At 72.8% G+C, this 25,055-nt stretch carries 25 protein-coding genes; 15 read left to right on the plus strand and 10 right to left on the minus strand.

Annotated features, from left to right (window positions below):
• Window positions 1–11: 11 nt before the first annotated feature.
• The 3 genes from ACIGXW_RS09920 to ACIGXW_RS09930 all read right to left on the minus strand — a co-directional run bounded on the left by ACIGXW_RS09920 (window position 12) and on the right by ACIGXW_RS09930 (window position 5,264).
• A complete protein-coding gene (locus ACIGXW_RS09920) occupies window positions 12–1,829 on the minus strand; it encodes an ABC transporter substrate-binding protein (protein WP_399571780.1) in 1,818 nt (605 codons plus the stop codon).
• A gap of 62 nt (window positions 1,830–1,891) precedes the next feature.
• Window positions 1,892–2,911, minus strand: coding sequence for an ABC transporter permease (locus ACIGXW_RS09925; protein ID WP_399571782.1), 1,020 nt, complete (start codon window positions 2,909–2,911; stop codon window positions 1,892–1,894).
• A 232-nt stretch (window positions 2,912–3,143) separates the two neighbouring features.
• Entirely contained in the window at window positions 3,144–5,264 is a 2,121-nt protein-coding gene (locus ACIGXW_RS09930; protein WP_399571785.1) for a prolyl oligopeptidase family serine peptidase, read from the minus strand.
• Window positions 5,265–5,474: 210 nt separating this feature from the next.
• Here ACIGXW_RS09930 and ACIGXW_RS09935 point away from each other — a divergent pair, with 210 nt between their 5' ends.
• The 8 genes from ACIGXW_RS09935 to ACIGXW_RS09970 all read left to right on the plus strand — a co-directional run bounded on the left by ACIGXW_RS09935 (window position 5,475) and on the right by ACIGXW_RS09970 (window position 13,544).
• Window positions 5,475–5,669: a hypothetical protein gene (locus tag ACIGXW_RS09935; protein ID WP_071964353.1), complete on the plus strand. Its 195-nt coding sequence runs from the start codon at window positions 5,475–5,477 to the stop codon at window positions 5,667–5,669.
• A 79-nt stretch (window positions 5,670–5,748) separates the two neighbouring features.
• Window positions 5,749–6,654: an N-acetyl-1-D-myo-inositol-2-amino-2-deoxy-alpha-D-glucopyranoside deacetylase gene (gene mshB / locus ACIGXW_RS09940; RefSeq protein ID WP_399571787.1), complete on the plus strand. Its 906-nt coding sequence runs from the start codon at window positions 5,749–5,751 to the stop codon at window positions 6,652–6,654.
• Window positions 6,651–7,064, plus strand: a complete 414-nt coding sequence (locus ACIGXW_RS09945) for a DUF6113 family protein (protein ID WP_399571790.1) — start codon at window positions 6,651–6,653, stop codon at window positions 7,062–7,064. The genes mshB and ACIGXW_RS09945 overlap by 4 nt, the downstream gene beginning before the upstream one ends.
• Window positions 7,065–7,410: 346 nt before the next feature.
• A complete protein-coding gene (locus ACIGXW_RS09950; protein WP_399571792.1) occupies window positions 7,411–9,747 on the plus strand; it encodes a hypothetical protein in 2,337 nt (778 codons plus the stop codon).
• 151 nt (window positions 9,748–9,898) lie between these two features.
• Window positions 9,899–10,852: an ABC transporter ATP-binding protein gene (locus ACIGXW_RS09955; protein ID WP_399571794.1), complete on the plus strand. Its 954-nt coding sequence runs from the start codon at window positions 9,899–9,901 to the stop codon at window positions 10,850–10,852.
• Complete coding sequence (locus ACIGXW_RS09960) at window positions 10,849–11,589, plus strand: ABC transporter permease (protein WP_399571797.1); 741 nt, start codon at window positions 10,849–10,851, stop codon at window positions 11,587–11,589. The genes ACIGXW_RS09955 and ACIGXW_RS09960 overlap by 4 nt, the downstream gene beginning before the upstream one ends.
• A 66-nt stretch (window positions 11,590–11,655) precedes the next feature.
• Window positions 11,656–12,858 (plus strand): sensor histidine kinase, encoded by a 1,203-nt coding sequence (locus ACIGXW_RS09965; protein WP_399572500.1) that lies wholly within the window; start codon window positions 11,656–11,658, stop codon window positions 12,856–12,858.
• A 32-nt stretch (window positions 12,859–12,890) separates the two neighbouring features.
• Window positions 12,891–13,544, plus strand: coding sequence for a response regulator transcription factor (locus ACIGXW_RS09970; RefSeq protein WP_399571800.1), 654 nt, complete (start codon window positions 12,891–12,893; stop codon window positions 13,542–13,544).
• A gap of 15 nt (window positions 13,545–13,559) precedes the next feature.
• On the opposite strand, the gene ACIGXW_RS09975 is transcribed toward ACIGXW_RS09970, so the two are convergent.
• Both ACIGXW_RS09975 and ACIGXW_RS09980 read right to left on the minus strand, forming a co-directional pair.
• On the minus strand, window positions 13,560–14,399 hold the full coding sequence (locus ACIGXW_RS09975; protein WP_399571802.1) for a tetratricopeptide repeat protein: 840 nt from the start codon (window positions 14,397–14,399) through the stop codon (window positions 13,560–13,562).
• Between the two features lie 69 nt (window positions 14,400–14,468).
• Window positions 14,469–15,509 (minus strand): GNAT family N-acetyltransferase, encoded by a 1,041-nt coding sequence (locus ACIGXW_RS09980; RefSeq protein ID WP_071964348.1) that lies wholly within the window; start codon window positions 15,507–15,509, stop codon window positions 14,469–14,471.
• Window positions 15,510–15,623: 114 nt separating this feature from the next.
• Here ACIGXW_RS09980 and fdxA point away from each other — a divergent pair, with 114 nt between their 5' ends.
• Both fdxA and dapC read left to right on the plus strand, forming a co-directional pair.
• Window positions 15,624–15,953 carry a ferredoxin gene (gene fdxA / locus ACIGXW_RS09985; protein ID WP_071964347.1) on the plus strand — a complete coding sequence of 110 codons (330 nt, stop codon included), beginning with the start codon at window positions 15,624–15,626 and terminating at the stop codon, window positions 15,951–15,953.
• Between the two features lie 96 nt (window positions 15,954–16,049).
• Window positions 16,050–17,147 carry a succinyldiaminopimelate transaminase gene (gene dapC, locus ACIGXW_RS09990; protein ID WP_079274064.1) on the plus strand — a complete coding sequence of 366 codons (1,098 nt, stop codon included), beginning with the start codon at window positions 16,050–16,052 and terminating at the stop codon, window positions 17,145–17,147.
• Window positions 17,148–17,226: 79 nt separating this feature from the next.
• Here dapC and ACIGXW_RS09995 read toward each other — a convergent pair whose 3' ends face one another.
• Window positions 17,227–17,628, minus strand: a complete 402-nt coding sequence (locus ACIGXW_RS09995) for a hypothetical protein (protein WP_071964345.1) — start codon at window positions 17,626–17,628, stop codon at window positions 17,227–17,229.
• Between the two features lie 289 nt (window positions 17,629–17,917).
• Entirely contained in the window at window positions 17,918–18,841 is a 924-nt protein-coding gene (locus ACIGXW_RS10000; protein WP_071964344.1) for a hypothetical protein, read from the minus strand.
• A gap of 73 nt (window positions 18,842–18,914) precedes the next feature.
• Here ACIGXW_RS10000 and dapE point away from each other — a divergent pair, with 73 nt between their 5' ends.
• Window positions 18,915–19,994, plus strand: coding sequence for a succinyl-diaminopimelate desuccinylase (gene dapE / locus ACIGXW_RS10005; protein ID WP_399571804.1), 1,080 nt, complete (start codon window positions 18,915–18,917; stop codon window positions 19,992–19,994).
• A gap of 93 nt (window positions 19,995–20,087) precedes the next feature.
• On the plus strand, window positions 20,088–20,837 hold the full coding sequence (locus tag ACIGXW_RS10010) for a TIGR00730 family Rossman fold protein (protein WP_071964342.1): 750 nt from the start codon (window positions 20,088–20,090) through the stop codon (window positions 20,835–20,837).
• 61 nt (window positions 20,838–20,898) lie between these two features.
• Here ACIGXW_RS10010 and folP read toward each other — a convergent pair whose 3' ends face one another.
• The gene (gene folP, locus ACIGXW_RS10015) at window positions 20,899–21,759 is read right to left on the minus strand and encodes a dihydropteroate synthase (RefSeq protein WP_071964341.1); all 861 of its coding nucleotides are present in this window, start codon (window positions 21,757–21,759) and stop codon (window positions 20,899–20,901) included.
• 106 nt (window positions 21,760–21,865) lie between these two features.
• Here folP and ACIGXW_RS10020 point away from each other — a divergent pair, with 106 nt between their 5' ends.
• Complete coding sequence (locus tag ACIGXW_RS10020) at window positions 21,866–22,315, plus strand: cell division protein DivIVA (RefSeq protein WP_071964340.1); 450 nt, start codon at window positions 21,866–21,868, stop codon at window positions 22,313–22,315.
• Entirely contained in the window at window positions 22,312–22,908 is a 597-nt protein-coding gene (locus ACIGXW_RS10025; protein WP_399571806.1) for a DNA-3-methyladenine glycosylase I, read from the plus strand. Before ACIGXW_RS10020 ends, ACIGXW_RS10025 begins: the two co-directional genes overlap by 4 nt.
• A gap of 53 nt (window positions 22,909–22,961) precedes the next feature.
• Here the strand turns inward: ACIGXW_RS10025 and ACIGXW_RS10030 are convergent, their stop codons facing one another.
• On the minus strand, window positions 22,962–23,762 hold the full coding sequence (locus ACIGXW_RS10030; RefSeq protein ID WP_071964384.1) for an enoyl-CoA hydratase-related protein: 801 nt from the start codon (window positions 23,760–23,762) through the stop codon (window positions 22,962–22,964).
• A gap of 309 nt (window positions 23,763–24,071) precedes the next feature.
• Here ACIGXW_RS10030 and ACIGXW_RS10035 point away from each other — a divergent pair, with 309 nt between their 5' ends.
• Window positions 24,072–24,239 carry a DUF3117 domain-containing protein gene (locus ACIGXW_RS10035; RefSeq protein WP_003985072.1) on the plus strand — a complete coding sequence of 56 codons (168 nt, stop codon included), beginning with the start codon at window positions 24,072–24,074 and terminating at the stop codon, window positions 24,237–24,239.
• A gap of 101 nt (window positions 24,240–24,340) precedes the next feature.
• Here ACIGXW_RS10035 and ACIGXW_RS10040 read toward each other — a convergent pair whose 3' ends face one another.
• Window positions 24,341–25,009, minus strand: a complete 669-nt coding sequence (locus ACIGXW_RS10040; protein WP_071964338.1) for a class I SAM-dependent methyltransferase — start codon at window positions 25,007–25,009, stop codon at window positions 24,341–24,343.
• Window positions 25,010–25,055: the final 46 nt, after the last annotated feature.

Consider the following 25,055-nt stretch of genomic DNA (forward strand, 5'->3'; position numbering starts at 1 on the left):
CGGTGGCATCGCTACTTCACGAACACTCCGGTCGGGTCCACGCTCCCGTAGACCGGGTGGTACTTGACCCCGCCGAGGTTCGAACCCCACAGGGCGAACAGCCGGTTGTAGAAGGTCGGCACGCCCGCCGCGTCATCGGTGAGAATCTTGTCGGCCAGCTTCTGCCACTCGGGCGCGGCCTTCTTCACCTCGGGGATCGCGCTGATGCGGTCGATCTCCTTGTCGACGGCGGCGTTCTTGAGGTGGCTGTAGTTCTGGGCGCCGTCGGCGACCTGCCGGCCGTCGAAGAGCGGCGGGACGACCGTCGAGGAGACGGGCCAGTCCGCGCCCCACGAGGTGCGGTAGATGTCGAACTTGTTCTTCACCTCCGCGATCGCGGTGCGCCAGGTGTTGGAGTCGACCTCCTTCTTCTGCACCTTGAAGCCCGCCCGCTCCAGCGCCTGGGTGACGACGACCGCCACCTTCTGCTGGACGTCGGTGTTGGCGTAGGCGTAGACGATCTCCTGGCCGGTCTTGCCGGCCTCCTTCAGCAGCTGCTTGGCCTTCTCCGTGTCACCGGCCGGGTGGGACTTCTTCCCGTACGGGTCGGAGGGCTCGTAGCCGTCCGTCGCGGGGGAGAGGTAGTTGGTGGCCAGCAGGCCCGCCGTCGTCCCGCCCATCTGCTGCACGATCTGCCCGTTGGGCATGGCGTAGGCGAGGGCCTTGCGGACCTTGACGTCCGGGAGCCGGTCGATGTTGAAGCTGATGTAGTCGACGTAGGGCTGGATCTCCACCAGGCGGCGGGCCTTGGTGGCGGCCTGGCCCAGGACCTTCTCGGTCATCTCCGGGGCGACGGCGTTGGTGAACGTCATCGTGTTCTTGTCGGCGCCCTGGTCGGCGAGGAAGCGGCGGGTGGAGTCCGTGAACTGATGGCCGAAGCTGATCTCGAACCGGTCGGCGTACTGGTGCCGGACGGGGTCCGTCTTCGGGTCCCAGTGCTCGTTGCGCACGAGCGTCAGCGACTTGCCGACCTTGTAGTCGCCGACCTTGTACGGGCCGGAGGCGAAGGGCGCGTTGTCGTACTTCTGCTTGGTGTCCTTCGCGGCCTTGACCGGGCCCACGTTCGGCATGGCCGTCGCGAACGGCGTGTCCGCGTGCGGCTGGCGGAAGTGGAAGATCACCGTCTTGTCGTCCGGGGTGTCCAGCACCGACGCCGGCAGGTGCTTGCCCTCGTACGGGCCGTCCGGCAGCGCCTTGCGGAAGTCGTTGCCGTCGCCGGAGAGCCACTGCGGGATGTAGAGCGGCCCGTCGGTCTCGAAGGGGGCGTAGAGGCGCTCGATGCCCCAGCGGACGTCGCTCGAGGTGATGGGCGAGCCGTCCTCGAACTTCAGGCCGTCCTTGAGCGTGAACTTCCAGGTCCTACCGTCGTCGGAGGAGGTGCCGGCGTCCGTGGCGAGGTCCCCGACGATCTTCACCTGGCCCTTGTCGTCCACCTTGTAGGAGGTGAGGGTGCGGTTGTAGAGCATCTGGTTGGTCAGGACGTCGGAGTAGTAGATCTGGCCCGGGTCGAGGTGGTTGAAGGCGTCGCGCTGCAGGACGCCGACGGTTCCCCCCTTCTTGGCTTCCTTCGCCCCCGCGACCTCGGGGGCGGGCCCGGTGGAGTCGGCCTTGGTGCCGATGGAGTAGTGCGCGGACGTGGTCTTGTCCTCGCCCGGCCCCTGGCTCTCCTTGCCCCCGTCGCCGCCCCCACCCCCTCCGCTGCTGCACGCGGAGAGCGTCAGGGCCCCTGCTGCCAGGGCCACGGCCCAGAGCCGGGCCCTGCGCCCGGGGGACATCGTCGCGGAAGTCATGGATGCACCTGCCTGTCGGTTGCCTGTCGGCTGCCGGTCGTGGACGACGTGCGGGGGAGCTGTCAGCGCCTGGTCCGGGGGTCGAAGGCGTCCCGGACCGAGTCCCCGAGGAGGTTGAAGGCGACCACGAAAACGATCATCGCCAGCCCGGGGAAGAAGATGTAGGTGATGTCGCTCTCGTAGTAGGCGGCGCCGTTGGCGAACATCCGGCCCCAGTCGGGGGTCGGTTCCAGAATGCCGACGCCGATGAAGGACAACCCCGCCTCGATGGTCACGATCGACGGCAGCATCAGCGTCGACTGCACCAGGATCGGGGTCCACAGATTGGGCAGCAGCTCCTTGGTGATGATCCGCCACGGCGAGGCGCCCGTCACCTTCGCCGCCTCCACGAACTCCCGCTCCCGGAGGCTGAGCACCTGACCGCGCAGCAGTCGCGCCAGACCCATCCAGCCCAGCACCCACAGCACCAGGATCAGGGTCAGCACCCGCAGGTACGTCGGGGTCTCCTTCTCGGGGCTCACGAAGAGGGAGTAGACGACCGGGGTGAAGGCGATGAACGACAGCTGGCTGGGAAAGGCCAGCAGGAGGTCGATGAAGCGGCCCAGGAAGTAGTCGGTCCTGCCGCCCGCGTAGCCGGCCGTCACCCCGACCACGATGCCGGTCAGCACGCACAGCATCGTGGCCGCGGCGGCGATGAGCAGCGAGGTGCGGATGCCGTAGACGAGCTGGGTGAGGACGTCCCGGCCGAGCGTCGGCTCGATGCCGAACCAGAACTCGCCGGAGATCCCGCCGTTGGGCGCGACCGGATAGCCGAACTCGTTCAGCAGGCCCGGCTCGTTGAGCCCATAGGTCGTCGTCGGGTCCTTCCCGTAGAGCTTGGAGATCAGCGGGGCGGCGAGGGCGACGACGAAGAAGAAGGCCACGACGAAGGCGGAGACGACACCCGGGCGGTCGCGCTTGAAGCGCCGCCACATCAGCTGTCCGGGCGAGCGGCCCACGAGCTCGGCGGGCTGTCCGGCCGGCGCCGGCCCGGCGGCGGCCGGGGAAGGCATCGGGGAAGGTGTCTGGGAAGGACTCGTCATCGCGCAGATCCCCCGCACTGTGGTCGCGTCCGCCCCGCGCGCGGCCGGCGTGGACGCGGTGGGGTTCAGCGGACTTTCGCAACGGACGCACAGTGCAGTCAAGGGGGCTGTCGTGGACGATGGGGCCTTCCCCGGCATCTTGAGCGAAGGTTGTGCAGATCGAGGTGGCGGCGTGCTTGACAGCCCGTCAAGCACGCCGCGCACCGGACCACCCCAACGAGGGCGTCCGGATTCAGACCATGCCCAAGGAACGCTTGAGGAAGTCGACTTGGAGCAGCAGCAGGTTCTCCGCGACCTCCTCCTGCGGGGTCATGTGCGTGACCCCCGACAGCGGCAGCACCTCGTGCGGACGGCCCGCCGCCAGCAGGGCCGACGACAGCCGGAGGGTGTGGGCGGCCACCACGTTGTCGTCCGCGAGCCCGTGAACGATCATCAGCGGACGGGTTTGCTCCGCGGGCGACGACAGACCGGCGTCGGTGACGAGGGAGTTGCGCGCGTACACCTCCGGACGCTCCTGGGGCATCCCCAGATAGCGCTCGGTGTAGTGGGTGTCGTACAGCCGCCAGTCGGTGACCGGGGCGCCCGCGACGCCCGCGTGGAAGACGTCCGGGCGGCGCAGCACCGCCAGCGCCGCCAGATAGCCGCCGTACGACCAGCCGCGGATGCCCACCCGGCCCAGGTCCAGCGGATGGTCCGCGGCCAGCGCCAGCAGCGCCTCCACCTGGTCGTCCAGCGTGACGCCGGCGAAGTCCTCGTGGACGGCCTTCTCCCAGTCGGGAGAGGTGTGCGGGGTGCCCCGGCCGTCGGCGACGACCACGGCGAAGCCCTGGTCGGCGAACCACTGCGACGTCAGATGGGCGTTGTGGGCCGCGGCCACGCGCTGCCCGTGCGGCCCGCCGTAGGGGTCCATGAGCACCGGCAGCGGCCCGTCGCCGTCCCGGTAGCCGGTCGGCAGCAGCACCGCGCAGGGGATGCCGCGCGCGCCGGCCCGGGTCAGCCGGGCGCGGGCGGCGAGCACGGGCGTCTCGGCGTACGAGGGTACCTCGGCGATCTGCTTGCCGTCGCGCAGCACCCGCACCCGGGCGCCGGGGGCGTCCAGGGACGCCGACGCCATCACCGTCACCTCGCCCGAACGCACCGCCGAATGACGGCCCGGCTCCTGCGAAAGCCGCTCGACGCCCTGCTCGTTGACGCGGTAGACGTGCGCCTGGCCGGTCTCCGGGTCCGCCGCCTGCGGTCCGGCGGCCGCGGCGATCAGCACGTCGTCCCCGCAGACGTCCAGCACCGACAGCACGTGCAGCTGCGGCCCCGTCAGTGCCCGGTCGCCGACCACCAGCACCCGGGCCCCGCCTTCGTCCGCGATGCGCACGAGCCGTCCGCCGGGCGTCCACGCGGGCACACCGTCGAAAAGTTCCAGCCACTTCGGATCCTCATCCGCGTGCAGGACGCGTGTGGCACCGGTCGCGGTGTCGACCGCGAGGTACGCCTGGGAGCGCTGGTCGCGCGACTGCACCAGCAGCACCGGCGGGCCGTCCGCCGACCAGTGCACGCGCGCGAGATAGGGGTGGCGCTCGCGGTCCCACTCGATGTCGGTCCGCGAGCCGTCCAGGCCCAGCAGGGACAGCGACACCAGGGCGTTGGGCGTACCGGCCGCCGGGTAGGCGACCTCGGCGGGCGCGCTGCCGGGGTTGGCCGGGTCGGCGATCCACCAGCGCTGCACAGGCGCGTCGTCCGCGCGGGCGGCCAGCAGCGCGTCGCCGTCCGGCGACCACCAGAAGCCGCGCAGCCGGTGCATCTCCTCGGCGGCGATGAACTCGGCCAGCCCCCAGGTGGTGGTGGCGTTCTCCGGCTCGGCCAGCGCCCGGTCGCCGCTGCCGTCGGCCCCCACGACACGCAGGGCGCCGCCCGCCACGTACGCCACATGGCGGCCGTCGGGCGAGGGCCTGGGGTCGGCGACCGGCCCCGGGACGGGCAGTTCGGCCGCCGTGCCGCCGCGCAGCTCCGCCACCCACAGGCGCCCGGAGAGTGCGAAAGCGGCCAACTCCACGGCGCCGTCCACGGCGTAGCCCACGATGCCCGCGGAGCCCTCCCGGCTGCGCTCGCGGCGCGCCCGCTCCTCGTCGGACAGTTCCTCGTCGGCACCGCCCAGCAGGGCCACCGGGTCGGCGGCCGGGTACTCGCGGCCCGTGTCCAGGTCGAGCACCCACAGGACGTTCGCCCGATCGGTGCCGGTGCGCGAGCGCAGGAAGACGACGCGCGAGCCGTCGGGCGACACGCCGAAGGAGCGCGGCGCGCCGAGGGAGAAACGTTGGGTGCGGGCGTGCTGCCGAGGGAACGAGAGCTGTCCGGTCATGCGGGGGAGCCTACGGGCCTTACCACCGGGTTCACCCAAGACGGCGAGAACTCGCCGTGCGCCCCGTGTTTGCGCCCGTGCACCGAGTCATGCGCACGCACGGAAAGTTATGATCGCTCGCGCATAGTGGGTATGACTCCCTGGCGTCGTATGCCTGTCCGGGCATTCGTATGCCGTCCTTCCGACCGCATTTCCTGGAGGTGAGCCGCTGTGGCACTTTCGATTTCGGCGGTGGTGCTGCTGGCGATCATCGTCTTCCTGCTGGTCCGGAAGTCCGGGTTGAAGGCCGGCCACGCCGTGGTCTGCGTGCTGCTGGGCTTCTACCTGGCGAGCTCGACCGTCGCCCCGACGCTCAACCAGCTGAGCAACAGCGTCGCGAGCATGATCAACAACATTAAGTTCTGATCCGACCGCACCGTCGTGGTGAAAGGGGCGCCGCCCAGGTGGCGCTCCGGCGGGCCCGTGCGGCTCGTAGGCTGTTCCCATGACCGACCGTTCCCTCCTGCCCGGCCGCCGGCTGCTCCTGGTGCACGCGCACCCGGACGACGAATCGATCAACAACGGCGCGACCATGGCCAAGTACGCCGCCGAGGGTGCCCATGTCACGCTCGTGACCTGCACCCTGGGCGAGGAGGGCGAGGTCATCCCGCCCGAGCTGGCACATCTCGCCGCGGACCGGGACAACACCCTGGGTGCACACCGGCTCGGTGAACTCGCCGCCGCGATGAGGGAGCTGGGCGTCACCGACCACCGCTTCCTCGGCGGCCCCGGGCGCTACCGCGACTCCGGCATGATGGGCGCCCCGCAGAACGAGCGCCCCGAGTGCTTCTGGCGGGCCGACGTGGACGAGGCCGCCGCGTACCTCGTTGAGGTGATCCGCGAGGTGCGTCCCCAGGTCCTCGTCACGTACGACCCGGACGGCGGCTACGGCCACCCCGACCACATCCAGGCGCACCGCGTCGCCATGCGGGCCGTGGAGCTCGCCGCGGAGCCGGCGTTCCGCCGCGACCTCGGCGACGCCTACGAGGTCGCGAAGGTCTACTGGAACTGCGTCCCGCGCTCGGTGCTCGAGGAGGGCTTCGCGCGGCTGCGCGAGGCCGGCCGGCGGGGAGAGGTCTTCCCCGGCGTCGCCTCGCCCGACGACGTTCCCGGCGTCGTGCCCGACGAGGAGGTCACCGCGGCCGTCGACGCCTCCGCCCACGCGTCCGAGAAGGCCGCCGCGATGCGTGCCCACGCCACGCAGATCGCCGTGGACGGCCCGTTCTTCGCGCTCTCCAACGACCTGGGGCAACCGCTGTTCCCCACCGAGTACTACAAGCTCGTCCGCGGCCGGCCCGGTGCCGACCGCGAGGACGACCTCTTCGCGGGCGTGACGGGAGCGGACGCATGACCGGCGGCTCGAACGGTATGGGCGACGGCCTGCTGAAGCTGCCGGGCGCCGGGCGGCTGTGCGCGTACGCCGGCCTGGCCGCCCTCGGTTTTCTGACCGGGATCGCCGGATCGCTCGTGCAAGGCGGCTGGTTCCCCGGCGGGTTGCTGCTGGCCCTGCTCGCCCTCGCCGGGCTCTGCTACGGCGCCGTCCTGCTCACCCGGGCCAGGGTCGGCGGCGCGGCCGCCGGCACGGGATGGCTGATCGCGGCGCTCGTCCTGGCCGCCAACCGGCCGGAAGGAGACTTTCTCTTTCAGGCCGGAATCGGTTCATATGCCTTCCTGCTGGGCGGAATGGCCGTGGCTGTGATCTGTGCCACGGTTCCGAAAGTGCCGCAACCGGACGGGCCGTCGGCCCGACTTGGCAAGTGACGTGACGTTTTCTACCTGACTGCCCTCCACCGGCCGGGGGAGTGAAGCAGCGGTCGTCGAGTACGGGCCCGTGGTGCCCAGTATGGTGGTGCGCGCCGCCGAGCCTCCCCTGGCCTCCGGCAATGGGCGACCCCGAGCGAGGTCAAACGAGGGCGGCGAAGAGTAACCGGGAGAACCTGCTTTGAGCCGTGCATCTGACAGTTCGTCCTCCGGGCCCCAGGGGCGCGGCGGAGCCGCCTACCCTTCGGGCACCCCGCCGTACGGGACCGCCTCCGGCGAGGAACCGACCGGATCAGCTGCTTCCGCTTCATCCGCCAAGCCGGGTGAGCCGAAGACCGAGACCACGATGACGACGCGGATCCGCATCAACATCCCGGGCTCGCGACCCATCCCGCCGGTCGTCCTGCGCACGCCCGTCGGTGACGAGGCGCCGGCCGCGGACGCGGCCCCCGCGCCCGCTCCGGGCGGCGCGGCCGCCGAGCGCAAGGAGAACCTCCCCGCGCGCAGGGAGAGCCTCCCCACGCGCCCCAAGCAGGACCGCAAGGCCGCCGCGCCGGCTGCGGACGCCGCGGCCGACGGCGCGGGCTCGGGCGACAAGACCAGCGACTGGTTCGCGCCGCGCAAGTCATCCCCGGCCCCGCCGCCCGCCGCGGGCGCCGCGCGCCGGCAGGCCGCGGCCGGCGGCAAGCAGCCGCCGCCGCTGCCGCGCCGTGGTGCCGCGGGCATGGGCGGCGCCCAGCGCCCGCCGGCGCACGGCGGTGCCGCGGGCACGGGCGCGGGCCCCTGGCCGGGCGACGCCTCGACGACGGGAGCGGTGCCGCAGGCGCCCGCCCCCACGGCCGGTGCCGCGAACGGTGCGGCCCCCTGGCCGGGCGGCGCCCCGGCCGCGCCCGTCGACGACTGGCCGGCCAACGACCCCTCCACCACGGCCGCGACGCCGTGGCCGGGTGACCCCTCGGCCGGTGCCATGCAGCACCCGGCGCCGGGTGCCGCCACCGACGGCGCCGCGCCGTGGCCGGGCGACCCGCAGACCACGGGCACCACGCCGTGGCCGGGCGACTCCTCCACGACCGGTGCCATGCAGCAGCCGCCCGCCCCGGGCGGTCCGGCGAACGGTGCGGCCCCCTGGCCGGGCGGCACCCCCGACGCGCCCGTCGACGACTGGCCGGGAGGCTCCTCCACCACGGCCGCCACCCCGTGGCCGGGCGGCGAGGCGCCGGCCGGCGGCAACGCGCCGCGGCAGGCCGACCCCGCGCCGTGGCCCGGCAGCCCGGCCGCGCCCGGCGGCGCTCCGCAGGCCCGCCCCGCCGCCACGCAGCAGTTCTCCGCGCCCACCGTCGGGGCCACCATCGGCGGCGTGCCCGCCGGCGGTGCCGCCTTCGCCGGCAGCCGTACGGACACCCCGCGCGAGGGCTTCCCGGCCGTCCCGGGCACCCCGCAGGGTGCCGGCAACCCCGCGGCGCAGGGCGGCAACGCCCAGGCCAAGGGCAAGAAGAAGCGCGGCCCGAAGGCGAGCGCACCCGCTCCCGCCGCTGGCCGGACCGGCGAGACGCTGGTCAGCGGCGTGCCGCCGGTGCCGCCCGCGGCAGGCCAGGGCGCCCAGCGCGCCGTGGACAGCGGCGCGCCCCGGGTGCCCGTACCGAAGCCCAAGCCGGCCCTGGCGGGCGGACCGTCCGCGGCGGCCCCCAAGGCCCCGGCGAAGAGCGCTCCGAAGAGCGCGGCCAAGAGCGCGCCCAAGAAGAAGGGCCGCTCCAAGCTCGTCCTGCTCGGCGGCGGGCTCGTCGCGCTGGTCGGTCTCGCGTACGGCGCCGGCCTGTTGCTCGACCACGCGGACGTACCGAACGGCACGACCGTCCTCGGCATCGACATCGGCGGCAAGTCCAAGGACCAGGCCGTGCAGACCCTCGACTCCGCCCTGGCGAGCCGCACCGGAGCGCCGCTGAAGGTCACCATCGGCGGCAAGACGGCCGACCTCAAGCCGTCGGTGGCCGGCCTGTCCATCGACACCCAGGCCACCGTGCGCGCCGCGGCCGGCCGGGACTACAACCCCGTCACCGTCCTCAGCTCGCTCATCGGCGGCAGCCGCACGGCCGAGCCGACCGTGGTCGCGGACGAGGAGAAGATCGCCGCCGCGCTCAAGACGCTCGCCGGCGAGACGGGCACGGCGAAGGAAGGCACCATCAAGTTCGAGCCGGGCAAGGCCGTGCCCGTCTACGGCCAGCCCTACGAGGGCGTGAACGTGGACGCTTCGGTCAAGGAGGTCTCCAAGGCCTTCCGCGAGCGGGCGGCCACCGGCAAGGACAAGCCCATCACCCTGCAGACCTCCCCGCAGCAGCCGAAGGTGGCCAAAGCCGAGGTCGACCGGATGATGAAGGACTTCGCCACGCCCGCGATGTCCGGTCTCGTCACGATCCAGACCGACCCGGCGCACAAGATCCAGTTCGGTCCGGACCGCTCGCTGCCGAAGATCCTCTCCGTCAAGGAGGTCAACGGCAAGCTCGTCGAGAACTACGACCTGGAAGCGATCAAGGAGCTCTACGGGAGCGCCTTCAACGGCGTCCAGATCCAGCGCGGCAACGGCGCCAAGACGCCCGTCCAGCCGACGGACGTCGCGGTCGCCCTCGGCAAGGCGCTGCGCGGCAAGACCCCGGCCGAGCGGATCGGCACGATTCCGCTGGGCTGACCTGCCCACCGCCGCCCGACGGCGTACCGAGCCCCCGTGCCGCACCCGGCGCGGGGGCTCACTTTTGTCATCCCACCCATGACATCTGTCATCGCCTGTTCACGACGGCTGACACTGCCCGGCGCCGCGCCGGGCCGCGATGATTTTCTCCATGAGCACCACAGCAACCACGGTCACGGGGGACGGGCGCCGCACCGGCGCACCCGTGGTCAGCTTCGAGAACGTCAGCAAGAGCTACGGCACCGTACGGGCCGTCGCCGACCTGGACCTCGCCCTCTACCCGGGCGAGACCGTGGCCCTCCTCGGGCCGAACGGGGCGGGCAAGTCCTCGACGCTCGACCTGCTGCTGGGGCTGCGGAACCCCGACGCCGGCCGCGTCGAGGTCTTCGGCATGACCCCGGGCCAGGCCATCGCGCGCGGCAGGGTCGGCGCGATGCTGCAGTCGGGCGGCCTGATGGAGGACGTGAAGGTCCGCGAACTGGTGAAGCTCGCCTGCGACCTGCACCCCCGGGCCTTCCCGGTCGACCAGGTGCTGGCGGCCGCAGACCTCACCGACATCGCCGACCGCATGGTCAACAAGCTCTCCGGCGGCCAGGAGCAGCGGGTGCGCTTCGCCCTCGCGACGGCCGGCGCCAACGACCTCATCGTGCTGGACGAGCCGACCACCGGCATGGACGTCTCGGCCCGTCAGGCCTTCTGGGCCGTGATGCGCGAGCAGACCCGCCAGGGCCGCGCCGTCCTCTTCGCCACCCACTACCTCGAAGAGGCCGACGCCATCGCCGACCGGGTGATCGTGCTGCGCCAGGGCCGCGTGCTGGCCGACGGCTCGGCGGCCGAGATCAAGGCGAAGGCCGGCGGCCGCCGGATCGTCTTCGACCTCGACCAGCCGGTGGGCGAGGGCGCGCTGCGGGAGCTGCCGTTCCTGTCGTCGCTGGAGATATCCGGCCGCACGGTCCGTATCCAGTCCCAGGACGCCGACGCGACCGTCCACGCCGTCTACGGCCTCGGCCTCTACCCGCGCAACCTCGAGGTCGCGGGCCTCGGCCTGGAGCAGGCCTTCCTCGCCATCAACGACGCAGCGACCGCCGAGGAGGCGGCCCGATGAAGACTCTGGTCAAGCTCGAGATCGCGCGCACCCTGCGCAACAAGAAGTTCGTGTTCTTCTCCGTGCTCTACCCCGTCCTGCTCTATGTGCTGATCGCGGGCGGCGCCAGCGAGGATGAGCTGGTCAAGGGCACGAAGCTGACCCTGCCGCTGCTGATGATGGTCTCCATGGCCTCCTTCGGCGCCATCACCGCCGTCCTCGTCGGCAACAGCGAGAAGATCGCCAAGGAGCGCGAGAAGGGCTGGGTGCGCCAGCTGCGCCTCACAGCCCTGCCGGGCCGCGGCTATGTGGCGGCCAAGGTGGCCTCCGCCTCCGTCGTCTCCCTCCCCTCGATCCTCGCCGTCTTCGCCGTCGCCGCCGCGGTGAAGCACGTCCGCCTCGACGCCTGGCAGTGGGCCGCGCTCACGGGCTCCATCTGGGCCGGCAGCATCGTCTTCGCCGCGCTCGGCGTGGCCATCGGCTACCTCGCCACGGGCGACGCCGTACGGCCCATCACGTTCATCATCTACTTCGCCCTGGCGATCCTGGGCGGTCTGTGGATGCCGACCACGACCTTCCCGCAGTGGCTGCAGGACATCGCCGCCTGGACGCCCACCCACGCCTACGCCGCCCTCGGCCAGGCCATCGAGGTGGGCGACGCACCGCACCTGAAGGACGTCAGCCTGCTCTTCGCCTATCTTGTGCTCTTCGCAGGCGGGGCCGCGTGGCTCTACCGCAAGGACACACGCAAGGCCTGAGCGGCCGAGAGGGAGGGGGCTGCTGTGGCCGGAGACGAGCGACGCCGGAAGCTGTGGCGCGTGGTCATGGAGACCGAGGACGAGCCGTCCTCCGACAACGCCACCATCGGGATGCGTCCCGAGACCCGCCGGCAGATGATGATCAAGCTGTTGTGGATCTCCATCTGGTTCGCCTATCTGGCGGCGCCCGCCGAGGACGTCCTCGGAGACCACCACGGCCCCCTCGCCGACGTCCTCGGCGGCATCGGCCTGGTGGCCTTCGTGAGCGCCTATCTGGCCCTGGTGTTCCGGCACACCTCCCGGGCCCTGGAGCGGTCCCGGGTGCTGGCCTGGCTGGGCGTGCTGATGTCGCTCGCGCTGGTGCTGTCCCTGACGCTCGGGCCGTCCTGGCTCGTGCTCTTCGTCTTCGTCGGCATCTCCTGTGGTGCGGTTCTGCCGGCGAAGCTCGCTCGCGTCGCGATTCCGCTGGTCACGGGGGTACTGGTGGCCGTCGGCGCGGGCATGCCGGGATCAGTGGGTGCGCTCATCGGCGCCCTGCTGATCCCGGCCCTCCTCGGTGGCTTCGCGATGGTGGGGGTGCGGCAGATGGCCCTGACGACCCGTGCGCTGCGTGAAGCACGGGCGACGGTGGCTCACCTCGCCGCCAACGAGGAACGGTTGCGGCTCGCCCGCGACCTGCACGACCTGCTCGGCCACTCGCTCTCGCTCATCACGCTCAAGAGCGAGCTGGCCGGGCGGATGCTGCCGGACAAGCCCGAGCAGGCCGCCCAGCAGGTCGCGGACATCGAACGGGTGAGCCGCCAGGCCCTGGTGGACGTCCGGGAGGCGGTGAGCGGCTATCGCCGCCCCACCCTCGAGGCCGAGCTCGCCGGGGCCCGCACCGCACTGGCCGCCGCCGGCATCGCTGTCGACCTCCCCGGGGCCGCCCCGGACCACCCCGACCTGCCGCCCGACGAGGAGGGCGCGCTGGCCTGGGCGCTGCGGGAAGCGGTGACCAACGTGGTGCGGCACAGCGGGGCGCGACGCTGCGAGGTGACGCTCACCGAGTCGGGGGACGAGCTCTGTCTGACCGTCACCGACAACGGCCGGGGGCCGGGCGGTTCGCCAGGCAACGGCCTGACCGGTCTCACCGAGCGGCTGGCGCTCGCCGACGGCCGGCTGGAGACCGGCCAGGCGCCGCGCGGCGGATTCCGGCTGCGGGCCTATGTCCCGCTCTCGCGCCCCGTCGTGGCGGCAGGGGCGGGGACGGAGGTGGAGCGGCAGGTGTGAGGGCGAGGCCCGCCGGCGCCTACCCTGTCGCTGTGACTGCAGCTCAGCCCGCGACGCCCCACGACGCCCACGACCGGCCCGCCATCCGGGTCCTTCTCGCCGAGGACCAGTCGATGGTCCGCGAAGCGCTGGCCGCGCTCCTGGGACTGGAGGGGGACATCGAGGTCGTCGTCCAGGTGGCACGGGGCGACCAGGTTCTGGACGCGGCCCGCCGCACCCCGCTCGACGTGGCGCTGCTGGACATCGAGATGCCCGGCATGACGGGCCTCGACGCGGCCGCCCTGCTGCGGCGCGAGCTGCCCGGGCTCAAGGTCGTCATCCTGACCACCTTCGGGCGGCCGGGCTATCTGCGCCGGGCCATGGAGTCCGGCGCGGACGCCTTCCTGGTCAAGGACGCCCCCGCCGCGCGCCTGGCGGACGCGCTGCGCCGGGTGCTGCGCGGCGAGCGCGTCATCGACCCGACGCTGGCGGCGGCCGCGCTCGCGGAGGGGGCGAACCCCCTCACCGACCGCGAGCGCGCCGTCCTGACCGCCTCCGCCGACGGCTCCACCAACGCCGAACTGGCCGCGGCCCTGCACCTCTCCCACGGCACGGTCCGCAACTACCTCTCCACCGCCATCCAGAAGACCGGCGCCCGCAACCGCGCCGAAGCGGTCCGCATCGCCCGCGACAAGGGCTGGCTCTGAGCGCGGCCCCGGTCGTCAGTTGAGCATCGCCCGCGCGGCGATCGCCTGGTGGCGCACGGACTCCGCCGCCGTCGGCTCCAGCGGCGCGATCACGTCCGCGTACTCCTCCAGCTCGCGTGCGCCCCGGGCGAAGTCGCCCCGCTCCACCAGGAGCTCGGCGCGCTCGTAGCGGAGCCGGGCCGGGTGGGTGGGCAGCAGGAGGGAGAGCTCCACGGCCCAGAGCTGGACGTCGCTGCGCTCGGGGCGGGCCGCGGCCCAGGCCCGGATGTTGTTCAGCACGCGCAGCACGATCTCCAGCGGCTCGGCCGGGGAGAACATCGACGGCGCCAGCGGCGCCCCGGTCGCGCCCGCCACCAGCAGGCCCGCGTCCTCCTCGGACAGGGTCCGGCCCCCGTCGAAGGGGTCGGCCAGCGCGTGCTGCCCGTACGGGTCGCCGAAGCCGACGACGAAGTGCCCCGGCAGCGCCACCCCGTACACGGGCGCCCCCGCCCGCCGGGCGACCTCCATCCAGATCACGGACAGCAGGATCGGCAGGCCGCGCCGCCGCGTGAGGACCTCGTGCAGCAGCGAGGACTCCAGCCGCCGGTAGTCCGCCGGCGAGCCGTGGAAGCCGCAGCGCTCACCGAGGAGCTCCGCGAGCGCCTCCGCCCAGCGCCGAGGCTCCCCGTGCCGGCCCAGCGCTGGCAGCAGCCCGGCCAGCCGGTCCAGCTCCATCTGCGCGGCGTCGATCGCCTCCTCCGGCAGCCCCGCCTCCGCCTCGGCGGAGATCAGCAGGCACAGCAGCGCCAGGTCCGGCCGCTCGTCCCGGGCCGTCTCCGCGAACCGCCGCCGTCGGTCAGTGGTGTCGTCGTACATGCGTGCCTCGTACCCCTCGGAGCGATGGCGCAGCCGCCGTCACTGTCCATGGTGCGGCCGCGTCGGCGGCTACCGCAGCGGCTCGCGGCGGTAGTGGTAGGCGTGGTGCGTGGTGAAGCCCAGCTCGTCGTAGAGCCCGGCGGCCGCGTCGTTGTCGGTCTCCACCTGCAGATATGCCGCCGAGGCGCCCTCGCTCAGCGCCTGCCGGGCCAGGGCGGCCATCACCTGGGTGCCCAGTCCCTGCCGTCGTCTGCCGGGGCTCACGTCCAGTGCGGCGAAGCCCGCCCACCGGCCGTCGATCACACAGCGGGCTATGGCCGCCGGCCGGTCCCGGGCGTCCGTTGCCGTCTCGCCGGGCTCCTCCGAGGCGGCTGCCTGCGGCACGGTCGCGAACCAGACCGAGGGGCCCCCGGTCAGCACGGCCAGCGCGTCCGCGGGATCGGCGCCCGTCCGCCCGTACGCCGCAAGCCACGCCTCGTCCGGCTCGCGGGAGAGCACCACCGGGGCCTCGTCCGCGTACCGGTCGGCGATCGGCGCCAGGGCCGCCGTGCGCATCAGGGCATGGCGCTCGGCCGTCCAGCCGCGCCCCGCCAGCTCCGCGTCGAGCCGCTCGTCCGCCGCCGGGTCCCCCGTGGTGATCTGCACACGGGCGGGCAGCCCGCGCGCGGCGTACCAGTCGGTCACCCGGTCCAGCGCCGCGTCCAGCGGCAGCCCGCAATCGTCCAGGGGCAGCACCGAGTTGGCCCGGGCGGTGAAGCCGCCCGCCGCCCGCAGTGTCCAGCCGCCCAGCCGCCCGGTCTCCCGCGCGGGCCAGCCGCGGGCCGCGATCTCCTGGAGCTCGCGACGGGTCGCGGCGGGGCCGCGCCGCCGGGCGGGCTCCGCCGGAATGACCTTGCCGGCGACGAGCGCGCCCTCCTCGATCTCGACGATCTCACCGCTGCGGCGTGTGATCCGCAGCACACCGCCCGTCCAGGATGTGAGCACGCCGACGGCGTCGGTGAAACGCTCCGGGGAACTCCCGGAGTCGTTCAGGCGCCGTACGGAGACCCTTTTTCCCACATCTGCCGCGGTGATCCGCACCGCGAGCCTTCCGCCCGTGGTGAATTCCACAGCTCTGCCCGCCCCTCTTGTTCGTCATGTGCCCGGGGAGGGAGATACTAGGTGTGGGCATCGACGACGCCGCGCTCCCGCGCGAGATGAGCCCTACCGAGGAGGAACGACAGCGTGACCTACGTCATCGCGCAGCCTTGTGTCGACGTGAAGGACAAGGCGTGCATCGAGGAGTGCCCCGTCGACTGCATCTACGAGGGCTCCCGGTCCTTGTACATCCACCCGGACGAATGCGTTGACTGTGGTGCCTGTGAGCCGGTCTGCCCGGTCGAGGCGATCTTCTACGAGGACGACACTCCGGAAGAGTGGAAGGACTACTACAAGGCGAACGTCGAGTTCTTCGACGAGCTCGGTTCGCCCGGTGGAGCCTCCAAGCTCGGCCTGATCGAGCGGGACCACCCCTTCATCGCCGAGCTGCCCGAGGGCATCAACGCCGAGCACTGACCTGCGGCAGCAACCGCGGCCCCGTACGGCCACCGCCGTACGGGGCCGCGGCGCATTCCCCACCCCACTGACGCAAGAGAGCGAGCAGCGAACACCGTGAGCGCAGTCTCTTCCCGCCTCCCCGTCTTCCCCTGGGACCGGCTCGAGCCCTACAAGGCCACCGCGGCCGCCCACCCCGACGGCATCGTCGACCTCTCGGTGGGCACCCCCGTCGACCCGGTGCCGGCCGTCGTCCAGCGGGCGCTGGCGGACGCCGCCGACAGCCCCGGCTATCCCACGGTGTGGGGCACGGCCGCGCTGCGGGACGCGCTCACCGGCTGGGCGGAGCGCCGCCTGGGTGCCCGGGACATGTCGCACGCCAACGTGCTGCCGATCGTCGGCTCCAAGGAACTGGTGGCCTGGCTGCCGACCCAGCTGGGCCTCGGCGCCGGCGACAAGGTCGCCTACCCGCGGCTGGCCTACCCCACGTACGAGGTGGGCGCGCGGCTCGCGGGCGCGGAGCCGGTCGTCTACGACGACCCGACCGAGCTGGACCCCGCCGGCCTCAAGCTGCTGTGGCTGAACTCGCCGTCCAACCCGACGGGCCGGGTGATGTCCAAGGAGGAGCTGCGCCGCGCGGTTGCCTGGGCCCGCGAGCACGGCGTGCTGGTCTTCAGCGACGAGTGCTACCTGGAGCTGGGCTGGGAGGCCGACCCGGTCTCGGTCCTGCACCCGGACGTCTGCGGCGGCTCGTACGAGGGCATCGTCGCCGTCCACTCGCTCTCCAAGCGCTCCAACCTGGCCGGCTACCGCGCCGCCTTCCTCGCCGGTGACGCCGCCGTCCTCGGCGAGCTGCTGCAGATCCGCAAGCACGGCGGAATGATGGTCGCCGCGCCCGTCCAGGCCGCCACCGTCGCGGCCCTGGGCGACACGGCCCACGTCAGCGAGCAGCGGGCCCGCTACGCCGCCCGCCGGGCCGCGCTGCGCGCCGCCTTCGAGGGAGCCGGCTTCCGGATCGAGCACAGCGAGGCGTCGCTGTACCTGTGGGCCACGCGTGACGAACCGTGCTGGGACACGGTCGGCGAGCTGTCCAAGCGCGGCATCCTGGTCGCCCCGGGCGACTTCTACGGCCCGGCCGGTGGGCGTTTCGTCCGGATCGCCTTCACCGCGACGGACGAGCGTGTCGAGGCCGCGGTCCGGCGTCTGGCCGAGTAGCGTCTACGTCCGTACCTACGCGAACAGGGGGCCCGGGACGGTAAGTCCCGGGCCCCCTGTGGGTGCTCCATGGCGTGGTTCAGCCGAGGGGCAGACCCTTGGTCGGCAGGCCCTGGGTGGGCAGGCCGCTCTTGGTGACGCCCTGCGCGGTGTTGCCCGCGGCCTGGCCGAGGCCGCCCGCGACCTGGCCCGCGGCCTTCTGCACGGCCGGGACCTGCTCCTTGCTGGCCTTGCCCACCGTGCTGGTGGTCGTGCTGACGGCCTTGCCGCCGACGCCCGTCGCCGTGCTCCCGGCCTGCTTGGAGGTCGAGTCGATGTTGTTGCCCAGGTTGGCGCTGTCCACCGCGCTCAGCCCGCCGAGGTCGGGGGCCTTGACCAGGTCCGCGGCGCTCGCAGAGCCGGCCGCCGCACCGACGATGGGAGCAGCCGCTGCGACGAGCAGGGCGGCCCGGGCGATGCGACGCGTGAGGGGGAGGGACATGTTGCTCCTTTGACGGAGTGAGAGGTCGGTTGCTGTCCGGCGAGCGGACGCTGTGACTACCGCGTGAGCCCCTCGAAGGTTGCGGTGAACCAAGGTAAAGAGTGAGTAATGCGTCGCATTATCGGCTCCGTTGAAACCACGGCAAACCGGGCAGGTTGTCAATCAATCCGGAAGGCTTAAAAGCCTTTAGTCACAAGGCTGCCGGGGGTGAGTCGAGAACGCGTGCGGATGACGGGCAAGGCGACAACTCCCGTATACGGAACGTACTCCGGGGGAGGGGCCTCTCGTACTACTGAGCGGTCGTGATTCTTACCGCTGCCGGGCCGTTCCCGGCCGCTTCGTCCTCCGATTCGCGCCAGCCGGCCGCCGAATTCTTCGCCGTCCACACCCGGTCGCCGAAGGAAACGCGCTCCACGCGCAGTTCGGCCGCGTGCGCCACCGCCCAGGACGCCAGCTCCCAGCCGCGCCGCCCCGGCCCGTCCTGCGCGGACGCCGCAACGGGCTGCACCGGCACGATCAGCGTGCGGCCGCCACCGGACCCGCCCGCGCCGGCCGGACCGGCGGCCAGCTTCGGCAGCACCCCCGGCCCGAACTCCCGCGTCAGCTTGGACCGCAGCGCCGACATGTCACCGGGCCTGCCGTCGCCGGGGCTGCGCGTGCAGCTGAAGGCGGCCTCCACGCGGCCCGTGAGCGCCGAGGACAGCAGCGACGCGTTCGGCTCGTGCTTGGCGTACGCCTGCGGGAAACCGCTGCGCTGCACCCTCTGCGCGGCCACCGTCAGCGGCAGCCGCGAATAGCCCCGCACCTCCACCAGGTGGTCGTAGAACTTCCCGGCCGCGTACACCGGGTCCGTGATCTGCCCGGCCGTGCCCCAGCCCTGGGTCGGCCGCTGCTGGAACAGGCCCAGCGAATCGCGGTCGCCGTGGTGGATGTTGCGCAGCCCCGACTCCTGCATCGCCGTCGCCAGCGCGATCGTCACCGCCCGCTCCGGCAGCCCGCGCGAGGACCCCACCGCCGAGATCGTCGCCGCGTTCACGGCCTGCTCGGGAGAGAGGGAGTACGACTCCCCGTCGGCCCGCACCGTGCAGCGCGGCGCCCCCGTCCCGCCCGTCACCTGCAGGGCGATCACGTAGCCGATCAGCGCCAGCAGTACGGCGCAGGCGGTCACGGTACGCAGCAGTCGGCCACGGCGGGCGACGGTGATCCGGGACATGCGGGCCACGTTACTTGAGAGTGCGCTCCCCGGCGGCCCTGGACCTTACCGGCGGTCGCGTTAGGCTCGCGGCATGGATCACGCCGCACTGGACCTGTCCCTCGACGCCGTTGCCCTCACCGCCCAGCTCGTCGACTTCCGCTCCGAGAGCGGCGACGAGAAGGCCCTCGCCGACGCCATCGAGCACCGGCTGCGCGCCCTTCCGCACCTGAGCGTCGACCGGCACGGCAACAACGTCGTCGCCCGGACCAACCTCGGCCGCGCCGAGCGGGTCATCCTGGCCGGCCACATCGACACCGTCCCGATCGCGGACAACGTCCCCTCGCGGCTGGACGACAACGGCGTGCTGTGGGGCTGCGGCACCAGCGACATGAAGTCCGGCGTCGCCGTGCAGCTGCGCATCGCCGCGACCGTCCCCGAGCCCAACCGCGACCTGACGTTCGTCTTCTACGACAACGAAGAGGTCGCCGCCCACCTCAACGGCCTCGGGCACGTGGCCGCGGCCCACCCGGACTGGCTGGAGGGCGACTTCGCCATCCTGCTGGAGCCCTCCGAGGGCGAGGTCGAGGGCGGCTGCCAGGGCACCCTGCGGGTGCTGCTGCGCACGGCGGGGGAGCGGGCCCACTCCGCGCGCGGCTGGATGGGGTCCAACGCCATCCACGCCGCCGCCCCGATCCTCGCCCGCCTCGCCGCGTACGAGCCGCGCCGCCCGGTCGTCGACGGGCTCGAGTACCACGAGGGCCTCAACGCCGTGGGTATCTCCGGCGGCGTCGCGACCAACGTCATCCCGGACGAGTGCACCGTGACGGTGAACTTCCGATACGCCCCCGACCGCACCGAGGAGGAGGCCCTCGCGCACGTCCGTGAGGCCTTCGACGGCTGCGGCGTCACGGAGTTCGTCGTCGACGACCACGCGGGCGGCGCGCGTCCCGGCCTCACCCACCCGGCCGCCGCGGCCTTCATGGAGGCCGTCGGCGGCACGGCACGGCCCAAGTTCGGCTGGACGGACGTCGCGCGCTTCAGCGCGCTGGGCGTCCCCGCGGTCAACTACGGGCCGGGCGACCCGCTGTACGCGCACAAGCGCGACGAGCACGTGGTCGCCGAGAAGATCACGCACTGCGAGGAGCGGCTGCGCGCCTGGCTGACCGGCTGACGGCCGGTGGCCGCGGTGGCCGCGGGCCTACGCTGAGGCGCAACGAATCCGACGATCTGCGGTTCCGACGATCCGCAGCGGAGGGAGCACGGTATGGGCAATCCCGAGACGCCGCGCGTGCGGCGGGAGCAGCGGCGGGGGCCGGTCGTGCGCCGGCTGGGCCAGATGCAGGCGGGTACCACCGACCAGCATCTGCTCGACACCAGAGGAACGGCCGACTGGGTGCACGAGGACCCGTTCCGGGTCATGCGCATCCAGTCCGAGTTCGTCGAGGGCTTCGGGGCGCTCGCCGAACTGCCACCGGCCATCAGCGTGTTCGGCTCGGCCCGTACGAAGCCGGGCACGCCGGAGTACGAGTCCGGGGTGGCCATCGGGCGCGGCCTGGTCGAGGCGGGCTTCGCCGTGATCACCGGCGGCGGGCCCGGTGCGATGGAGGCCGCGAACAGGGGTGCCATGGAGGCGGGCGGGGTGTCCGTGGGCCTGGGCATCGAGCTGCCCTTCGAGCAGGGGCTCAACCCGTATGTGAACCTCGGCGTCGACTTCCGCTACTTCTTCGTGCGCAAGACGATGTTCGTGAAGTACGCGAGCGGGTTCGTGGTGCTGCCGGGCGGCCTGGGCACGCTGGACGAGCTGTTCGAGGCGCTCACCCTCGTTCAGACGAAGAAGGTCACCCGCTTCCCGATCGTCCTGTTCGGCACCGCCTACTGGCAGGGCCTGCTCGACTGGCTCAGGGGCACCCTCGTCGCCGAGGGCAAGGCGGGCCTGGCGGACCTGCAGCTGTTCCACGTCACGGACGACGTGGAGGAGGCGATCGGCGTCGTCACCAAGGAAGCGGGCACCTGACCCGCCCCACGGTCCCGGCGAGCCCCCGGCGGCCCACCGCCGGGGGCCGGCGGCCCACCCCTCAGGCGAGCCCGCGGCGGGCGACCGCCGGGGGGCGGTGGCCGGCGATGGAGGCGACCATGTCGAGCACCTGTTTGGTTTCCGCGACTTCGTGGACGCGGTAGACCTGGGCGCCCAGCCAGGCGGAGACGGCCGTCGTCGCCAGCGTGCCCAGCACCCGCTCCTTGACCGGCTTGTCGAGCGTCTCGCCGACGAAGTCCTTGTTCGACAGCGAGACGAGCACGGGCCAGCCCGTGGCGGCCATCTCGTCCAGCCGGCGGGTGGCCTCGAGCGAGTGGCGGGTGTTCTTCCCGAAGTCGTGGCCCGGGTCGATCATGATGCCGTCGCGGCGCACGCCCAGCTCCACGGCCCGTTCGGCCAGGCCGAGCGTCACCCGCAGGACGTCCGCCATCACGTCGTCGTACGCGATCCGGTGCGGCCGCGTGCGCGGTTCGACGCCGCCCGCGTGGGTGCACACCAGGCCGGCGCCGTAACGTGCCGCCACCTCGGCCAGCTTGGGGTCCACACCGCCCCACGCGTCGTTCAGCACGTCGGCCCCCGCCTCGCAGACGGCCTCGCCGACGTCGTGGCGCCAGGTGTCGACGCTGATGACCACGTCGGGGTGGCGGCGCCGCACCTCCGCCACGAAGCCCACCGTGCGGCGGGCCTCCTCCTCGGCGGTGACCTCCGCGCCGGGGCCCGCCTTGACACCGCCGATGTCGATGATGGCCGCGCCCTCGGCGACCGCCTGCTCCACCCGGGCCAGCGCGGGCTCGTCGCTGAACGTCGCTCCCTGGTCGTAGAAGGAGTCGGGCGTCCGGTTCACGATCGCCATGATCACCGGCTCGTGAGCGTCGAACTCGCGTCGTCCCAGCCGCAGCATCTTCCGTACTCCCTCTCCGTGGTCCGCCAGCGACCTTAACTGTCAGTGCGGCATGGCACGATCAGGGTGGACGGATTGGCTGACGGAGGACGACGGGGAGACGGCCGTGTTCTGGTTCTTGCTCATCGCGCTGGTCGTGGTGGTCGCCGCGGTCACGCTCGCCGTCGCCGGGGGCGGTGGCGACACCGCCGGCGGCGTGCTGCCCGAGCCCGCCCAGGACCGCATGGCCTGGCCCCTGCCGCTGGGCCGGCCGGTGGGCCGGGCCGACGTGGAGGCGCTGCGCCTGCCGATGGTGCTGCGCGGCTACCGCATGGCGGACACCGACGACGTCCTGGACCGGCTCGGCGCCGAGCTGGCCGAGCGGGACGCCCGCATCGCCGAGCTCGAGGCCGCGCTCGCCGGTGCCCAGGCCGCCGCGATAGGGGGCCGTCACGGCCTCGCCGGCGGCGCGGCCCGGGACGCCCGGCAGGACGCGGAGCCCGGCCGGCCGGCAGAGGGGGCCGAAGGGCCCGACGAGGGCTCCGAGGGCCCTGACGAGGGGGAGAAGACGTCATGACCGACGGTGGAGCGGTCCTCGGGCCGGACGGGCTGTCGCGCTGCCCCTGGGGCCTGGAGGCGGAGTCCCGGGCGGACTACCGCGCCTATCACGACACGGAGTGGGGCCGCCCGGTGCACGGCGACGACGCCCTGTTCGAGCGGATATGCCTGGAGGCCTTCCAGTCGGGGCTCTCCTGGCTGACGATCCTGCGCCGCCGCGAGGGGTTCCGCGCCGCCTTCGCGGGCTTCTCCATCGCCAAGGTCGCGGCGTTCACGGACGCCGACGCGGAGCGGCTGCTGGCCGACCCGGGCATCATCCGCAACCGCGCGAAGATCGCGGCGGCGATAGCCAACGCCCAGGCCGCGTCCCGGCTGGCGCCCGGCGAGCTCGACGAACTCGTCTGGTCGTACGCGCCGGAGGCGGCGGGCCGCCCGGTGCCGGGGACGTTCGCGGACGTGCCGGCGGTGACGCCCGAATCCACGGCCCTGGCCAAGGACCTCAAGAAGCGGGGCTTCCGTTTCGTGGGGCCGACGACGGTGTACGCGCTGATGCAGGCGTGCGGGCTGGTCAACGACCACCTGGCCGGGTGCCACGCACGGGATACGGCCTGAGCCGTCCGGCCGCCGGGCGGGCCGCACGGGCCCGCCCGCCGTCCGGGCCGGGGTCAGCGACCGACGAAGCGGGGCTTCTCCTTGGCGAGGAAGGCCGCCACCGCGATGCCGTGGTCCTCGGACGCGCCGGCCCGTTCCTGCAGCTCGTCCTCCTTGACCAGCGAGTCGGCCAGTGAGTGCTCCGCGCCGTACGCGAGGGACTCCTTGATCGCCGCGTAGGCCCCGGTCGGGCCGGCGGCGAGCCGGCGGGCCACGGCCTCGGCCGTGGCGGCCAGCTCCGCCGCGGGGACGACCTGGTTGGCGATGCCCAGCTCGTACGCCTCCTGGGCGCTCACATTGCGCGGGAAGAGCAGCAGGTCCGCGGCGCGGCCGTGGCCGATGAGGCGGGGCAGGGTCCAGGAGACTCCCGAGTCGGCGGTGAGGGCGACCCCGGCGAAGGAGGTGTTGAAGGCGGCCGAGTCGGCGACCACGCGGTAGTCGGCGGCGAAGGCGAAGCCCGCGCCCGCGCCGGCCGCGACGCCGTTCACCCCGGCGACGACCGGCTTGGGCATCCGGGTGATCGCGGTGACGATGGGGTTGTAGTGATCCTTGACGGTGTCCATGGTCGTCCGGGTGCCGTGCTCGCGGTCGGCCGCCAGCGAGGTCACGTGTTCCTTGAGGTCCTGCCCGACGCAGAACGCGCGTCCGGTGGCGGTCAGCAGCACGGCCCGTACGGCCGCGTCCCCGCCCGCCCGGACCAGGGCGTCGCGGAGGGCGACCTTGGTCTCCGTGTCCAGCGCGTTCATGGCGTCGGGGCGGTTCAGCGTGATCGTCGCGAGCCCGTCGCCCACCTCGTACAGCACGGTGTCGGCCATGGTGCGGTCCCTCCCTGGGTCGGCTGTGGTCAGCGCCAGCATGCCGGAGATCATCGGGGGCCGATATGTGACCTGCGTCAAACAATCGAGTGCCGCTATGTCCCTGAGGGCGACGCAGGAACGGAGCGTGATCCCCGAATTGAGTGGTTTTGCGGCAGCGCGTTGCCGAAGGGATGCGGACCGATGTTGGTCATTGGGTCGCGCGATGCGGGATAATGACCTGGAAGCAATGTGTTCGATGCCGGTGACGCGTGCCCTTCCATAGGGCCGTCGGCTGACGATGAGCTGGTTTCAGGAAGGGGAACGAGCATGGCGGCCATGAAGCCGCGGACGGGCGATGGCCCGCTCGAGGTGACCAAGGAGGGGCGGGGCATCGTCATGCGGGTTCCGCTCGAGGGCGGCGGTCGTCTCGTCGTCGAGCTGACCCCCGACGAGGCCAAGGCTCTCGGCGAGGCCCTGGAGAAGGTCACTGTCTGAGGCGCAGACCCACGACTCCCGCACCGCCCCGGCTGCCGGTCCCACCGGCCACCGGGGCGGCGGCGTATCCAGGGGCCACCCGGCGGTCTGACGGGCCCCGCTCAGGCGCCGCGCCGCACCGCGCACAGCAGCCCGTCGCCGACCGGCAGCAGGGACGGCACCAGCGCCGTGGACTCCCGCACGGCCCGCAGCAATTCGCGCAGCCGCTGCACCTCGGCGGGCGGCAGGGCCGAGTCGACCGTGCGGCCGTCCGCGAAGACGCCCTCGAAACAGACCAGCCCACCGGGGCGCAGCAGGCGCAACGATTCGGCTAGGTAGTCGAGGCACTCCAGCCGGTCACCGTCGCAGAAGACCAGGTCGTACCCGCCGTCGGCGAGGCGCGGCAGCACCTCCAGCGCCCGGCCGGGGATGAAGCGCGCCCGGTTGCCGGCGAAGCCGGCGGCGCGGAACGCCTGCCGGGCGAACTGCTGGCACTCCGGGTCGCTGTCCACGGTCGTGAGCACGCCGTCCGGGCGCATGCCGTGCAGGAGGTGGATGCCGGAGACCCCGGTGCCCGTGCCGATCTCGGCGACGGCCTTGGCGTCCGCAGCGGCGGCGAGCAGGCGCAGCGCCGCGCCGGTGCCGTTCGACACCGAGCGGAGCCCTGCCTCGTAGGCCCGGTCCCGGGCCCAGCGCAGCGCCTCGTCCTCGGCGACGAACACATCGGCGAACGCCCAGCTCGTCTGCTGGTTGCCGGTAATGGCCCTCTCCTGTCCCCGTAGTCCACGCAACCGTGACTGTATCCGCTGCCCACGGGAACCCGCAGATGGGACCGGG

The organism is Streptomyces sp. NPDC053079, from assembly GCF_044546695.1.
In the GTDB taxonomy this organism is placed as follows: domain Bacteria; phylum Actinomycetota; class Actinomycetes; order Streptomycetales; family Streptomycetaceae; genus Streptomyces.